Annotated in this window: 3 rRNA genes; all 3 read left to right on the forward strand. The window is 54.4% G+C overall.

Features of this window, described 5'->3' with window-relative positions:
* The first annotated feature begins 223 nt into the window (after positions 1 to 223).
* The 3 genes from LPW41_RS16685 to rrf all read left to right on the forward strand — a co-directional run bounded on the left by LPW41_RS16685 (position 224) and on the right by rrf (position 5497).
* Positions 224 to 1745: ribosomal RNA gene (locus tag LPW41_RS16685) — 16S ribosomal RNA — on the forward strand.
* Positions 1746 to 2167: 422 nt separating this feature from the next.
* A 23S ribosomal RNA gene (locus tag LPW41_RS16690) occupies positions 2168 to 5280 on the forward strand.
* 100 nt (positions 5281 to 5380) lie between these two features.
* Positions 5381 to 5497: ribosomal RNA gene (rrf, locus tag LPW41_RS16695) — 5S ribosomal RNA — on the forward strand.
* Together the 16S, 23S and 5S rRNA genes form the textbook arrangement of a ribosomal RNA operon.
* The last annotated feature ends 52 nt before the right edge of the window (positions 5498 to 5549 follow it).

Consider the following 5549-nt stretch of genomic DNA (forward strand, 5'->3'; position numbering starts at 1 on the left):
TTCCTGTGGGTGCGTCCGTTCCTTGAGAACTCAACAGCGTGCACTTGTCAAATGCCAATTTATTCCTCGTCGGTCCGTGTATTCGGATTGCGAGAAATTCCTTTGGATCAAAGACCAGCCCTTTTGGGGGTTGGCATATGGATACGTCAGTAATGATGTTTCTCTTTGGTCAGTTTCAAACTCGCTGCGGCCCCGTTTTCCCGGTGGTTGTATGCATTTCTTTTTTACGGAGAGTTTGATCCTGGCTCAGGATGAACGCTGGCGGCGTGCTTAACACATGCAAGTCGAACGGTGAAGCCAAGCTTGCTTGGTGGATCAGTGGCGAACGGGTGAGTAACACGTGAGCAACCTGCCCTGGACTCTGGGATAAGCGCTGGAAACGGCGTCTAATACTGGATATGAGCCCCTATCGCATGGTGGGGGTTGGAAAGATTTTTTGGTCTGGGATGGGCTCGCGGCCTATCAGCTTGTTGGTGAGGTAATGGCTCACCAAGGCGTCGACGGGTAGCCGGCCTGAGAGGGTGACCGGCCACACTGGGACTGAGACACGGCCCAGACTCCTACGGGAGGCAGCAGTGGGGAATATTGCACAATGGGCGAAAGCCTGATGCAGCAACGCCGCGTGAGGGATGACGGCCTTCGGGTTGTAAACCTCTTTTAGCAGGGAAGAAGCGAAAGTGACGGTACCTGCAGAAAAAGCGCCGGCTAACTACGTGCCAGCAGCCGCGGTAATACGTAGGGCGCAAGCGTTATCCGGAATTATTGGGCGTAAAGAGCTCGTAGGCGGTTTGTCGCGTCTGCTGTGAAATCCCGAGGCTCAACCTCGGGCCTGCAGTGGGTACGGGCAGACTAGAGTGCGGTAGGGGAGATTGGAATTCCTGGTGTAGCGGTGGAATGCGCAGATATCAGGAGGAACACCGATGGCGAAGGCAGATCTCTGGGCCGTAACTGACGCTGAGGAGCGAAAGGGTGGGGAGCAAACAGGCTTAGATACCCTGGTAGTCCACCCCGTAAACGTTGGGAACTAGTTGTGGGGACCATTCCACGGTTTCCGTGACGCAGCTAACGCATTAAGTTCCCCGCCTGGGGAGTACGGCCGCAAGGCTAAAACTCAAAGGAATTGACGGGGACCCGCACAAGCGGCGGAGCATGCGGATTAATTCGATGCAACGCGAAGAACCTTACCAAGGCTTGACATATACGAGAACGGGCCAGAAATGGTCAACTCTTTGGACACTCGTAAACAGGTGGTGCATGGTTGTCGTCAGCTCGTGTCGTGAGATGTTGGGTTAAGTCCCGCAACGAGCGCAACCCTCGTTCTATGTTGCCAGCACGTAATGGTGGGAACTCATGGGATACTGCCGGGGTCAACTCGGAGGAAGGTGGGGATGACGTCAAATCATCATGCCCCTTATGTCTTGGGCTTCACGCATGCTACAATGGCCGGTACAAAGGGCTGCAATACCGTGAGGTGGAGCGAATCCCAAAAAGCCGGTCCCAGTTCGGATTGAGGTCTGCAACTCGACCTCATGAAGTCGGAGTCGCTAGTAATCGCAGATCAGCAACGCTGCGGTGAATACGTTCCCGGGTCTTGTACACACCGCCCGTCAAGTCATGAAAGTCGGTAACACCTGAAGCCGGTGGCCCAACCCTTGTGGAGGGAGCCGTCGAAGGTGGGATCGGTAATTAGGACTAAGTCGTAACAAGGTAGCCGTACCGGAAGGTGCGGCTGGATCACCTCCTTTCTAAGGAGCATCTGGCACTGGGGTCTTCGGGCTCTTGTGTCCAGGCGCCGGATCAGACCGAATGTGTCTGCCGGTTAGCTCATGGGTGGAACATTTGACTTGGTGCTCATATCTGATGGTTTGGATCTAGTACGCAGCTTGTCTGCAGGAACGGTTCGGTCTGGAGGGGTGGGTACATGCACGCTGTTGGGTCCTGAGGGGCCGGGCGCTGATCGCGTCAGTCGTTTGACTGGGTGTGGTTGGTGGCTGTTCCTCGAGGGCCTTTTTCTGGTGTCACGGTTGTGGCGTCGGGGAGGGGTACCGCCCGTACTTTGAGAACTACACAGTGGACGCGAGCATCTTCGACATGAGCCTTCGGGTTTGTGTCGTGAAGATGATCTTAAAGATCATTAGTCAATTTTTTGACGATTCAACTCATGTGATTTCAAGTCTTTAAGAGCAAACGGTGGATGCCTTGGCATCTGGAGCCGAAGAAGGACGTAGCAATCTGCGATAAGCCTCGGGGAACTGATAAGCGAGTTTTGATCCGAGGGTGTCCGAATGGGGAAACCCCGCCAGGGCGCGTGCGTACCTGGTGACTCCCGCCTGAATATATAGGGCGGGTAGAGGGAACGTGGGGAAGTGAAACATCTCAGTACCCACAGGAAGAGAAAGCAAAAGCGATTCCGTCAGTAGTGGCGAGCGAAATCGGAAGAGGCTAAACCTAGCGTGTGTGATAGCCGGCAGGCGTTGCATGTTGGGGGTTGTGGGACTTTTCGGATTGTTCTGCCGAATGATCGACGTGACAAGAGAGTATAGACGAACGGTTTTGAACGGCCGGTCATAGAGGGTGCGAACCCCGTAGTCGAAATGCTTGTTCTTGGCGTGAAGAGTATCCCAAGTAGCACGGGGCCCGAGAAATCCCGTGTGAATCTGTCAGGACCACCTGATAAGCCTAAATACTCCCAGATGACCGATAGCGGACAAGTACCGTGAGGGAAAGGTGAAAAGTACCCCGGGAGGGGAGTGAAATAGTACCTGAAACCGTTTGCTTACAAACCGTTGGAGCCTCCTTAGTAGGGGTGACAGCGTGCCTTTTGAAGAATGAGCCTGCGAGTTAGCGATACGTGGCGAGGTTAACCCGTGTGGGGTAGCCGTAGCGAAAGCGAGTCTGAATAGGGCGATTCAGTCGCGTGTCCTAGACCCGAAGCGAAGTGATCTATCCATGGCCAGGTTGAAGCGACGGTAAGACGTCGTGGAGGACCGAACCCACTTAGGTTGAAAACTGAGGGGATGAGCTGTGGATAGGGGTGAAAGGCCAATCAAACTTCGTGATAGCTGGTTCTCTCCGAAATGCATTTAGGTGCAGCGTTGCGTGTTTCTTGCCGGAGGTAGAGCTACTGGATGGCCGATGGGCCCTACAAGGTTACTGACGTCAGCCAAACTCCGAATGCCGGTAAGTGAGAGCGCAGCAGTGAGACTGTGGGGGATAAGCTTCATAGTCGAGAGGGAAACAACCCAGACCACCAACTAAGGTCCCTAAGCGCGTGCTAAGTGGGAAAGGATGTGGAGTTGCTTTGACAACCAGGAGGTTGGCTTAGAAGCAGCCACCCTTGAAAGAGTGCGTAATAGCTCACTGGTCAAGTGATTCCGCGCCGACAATGTAACGGGGCTCAAGCACGCCACCGAAGTTGTGGCATTGACATTTTTGGTAGGCCTTCGTGGTCCAGCCGTGTTGATGGGTAGGAGAGCGTCGTGTGGCGAGTGAAGCGGCGGGGTGACCCAGCCGTGGACGCTACACGAGTGAGAATGCAGGCATGAGTAGCGAAAGACGTGTGAGAAACACGTCCTCCGAAAGACCAAGGGTTCCAGGGTCAAGCTAATCTTCCCTGGGTAAGTCGGGACCTAAGGCGAGGCCGACAGGCGTAGTCGATGGACAACGGGTTGATATTCCCGTACCGGCGAAGAACCGCCCAAGCTAATCCAGTGGTGCTAAGAGTCCTAGCTCGGAATGTTGTTGATCCCTTCGGGGTGAAGGCACGTCCGTGTGAACGCTCGACCCCATGCTGGTGCGGCTAGCGTATTAACAGGTGTGACGCAGGAAGGTAGCCCAAGCCAGGCGATGGTAGTCCTGGTGCAAGTGCGTAGGCCAAGTGATAGGCAAATCCGTCACTTACATAGGCTGAGACACGATGCGGATAAAAAGTGGGTGATCCTATGCTGCCAAGAAAAGCATCGACGCGAGGTTCAAGCCGCCCGTACCCCAAACCGACTCAGGTGGTCAGGTAGAGAATACCAAGGAGATCGAGAGAATCGTGGTTAAGGAACTCGGCAAAATGCCCCCGTAACTTCGGGAGAAGGGGGGCCATCCACTTATTAGGACTTGCTCCGAAAGGGTGTGGTGGCCGCAGAGACTAGTGGGTAGCGACTGTTTACTAAAAACACAGGTCCGTGCCAAGTCGCAAGACGATGTATACGGACTGACGCCTGCCCGGTGCTGGAAGGTTAAGAGGACCGGTTAGCCGCAAGGCGAAGCTGAGAATTTAAGCCCCAGTAAACGGCGGTGGTAACTATAACCATCCTAAGGTAGCGAAATTCCTTGTCGGGTAAGTTCCGACCTGCACGAATGGCGTAACGACTTCCCAACTGTCTCAACCGCGAACTCGGCGAAATTGCATTACGAGTAAAGATGCTCGTTACGCGCAGCAGGACGGAAAGACCCCGTGACCTTTACTACAGCTTGGTATTGGTGTTCGGTGTGGCTTGTGTAGGATAGGTGGGAGACGGTGAAGCATTCACGCCAGTGAGTGTGGAGTCATTGTTGAAATACCACTCTGGTCACTCTGGATATCTAACTTAGGACCGTGATCCGGTTCAGGGACAGTGCCTGGTGGGTAGTTTAACTGGGGCGGTTGCCTCCCAAAATGTAACGGAGGCGCCCAAAGGTTCCCTCAACCTGGTTGGCAATCAGGTGGCGAGTGTAAGTGCACAAGGGAGCTTGACTGTGAGACTGACAGGTCGAGCAGGGACGAAAGTCGGGACTAGTGATCCGGCAGTGGCTTGTGGAAGCGCTGTCGCTCAACGGATAAAAGGTACCTCGGGGATAACAGGCTGATCTTGCCCAAGAGTCCATATCGACGGCATGGTTTGGCACCTCGATGTCGGCTCGTCGCATCCTGGGGCTGGAGTAGGTCCCAAGGGTTGGGCTGTTCGCCCATTAAAGCGGTACGCGAGCTGGGTTTAGAACGTCGTGAGACAGTTCGGTCCCTATCCGCTGCGCGCGTAGGAAGTTTGAGAGGATCTGACCCTAGTACGAGAGGACCGGGTTGGACGAACCTCTGGTGTGTCAGTTGTTCCGCCAGGAGCACCGCTGATTAGCTACGTTCGGGATGGATAACCGCTGAAAGCATCTAAGCGGGAAGCCGGCCTCAAGATGAGACTTCCATACCATTTATGGTGAGAGGCTCCCAGCCAGACTACTGGGTTGATAGGCCGGATGTGGAAGCGTAGTAATACGTGAAGCTGACCGGTACTAATAAGCCGATGACTTGATAACACACCGTTTTTGGTGCTTGCGTCCACTGAGTGGTTCTCGATGTACGGTCGGGAACACAACAATGAAATATCGTTGTTGGTTTTTGAAACATCAATAGTGTTTCGGCGGCCATAGCGAGAGGGAAACGCCCGGTCACATTCCGAACCCGGAAGCTAAGCCTCTCAGCGCCGATGGTACTGCAGGGGGGACCCTGTGGGAGAGTAGGACACCGCCGGACTTCCTTTAAGTCGAAATGGCCACCCAAAGCTGGGTGGCCATTTCGCATTTAC

Source organism: Microbacterium sp. JC 701 (genome assembly GCF_021026215.1).
In the GTDB taxonomy this organism is placed as follows: domain Bacteria; phylum Actinomycetota; class Actinomycetes; order Actinomycetales; family Microbacteriaceae; genus Microbacterium; species Microbacterium algihabitans.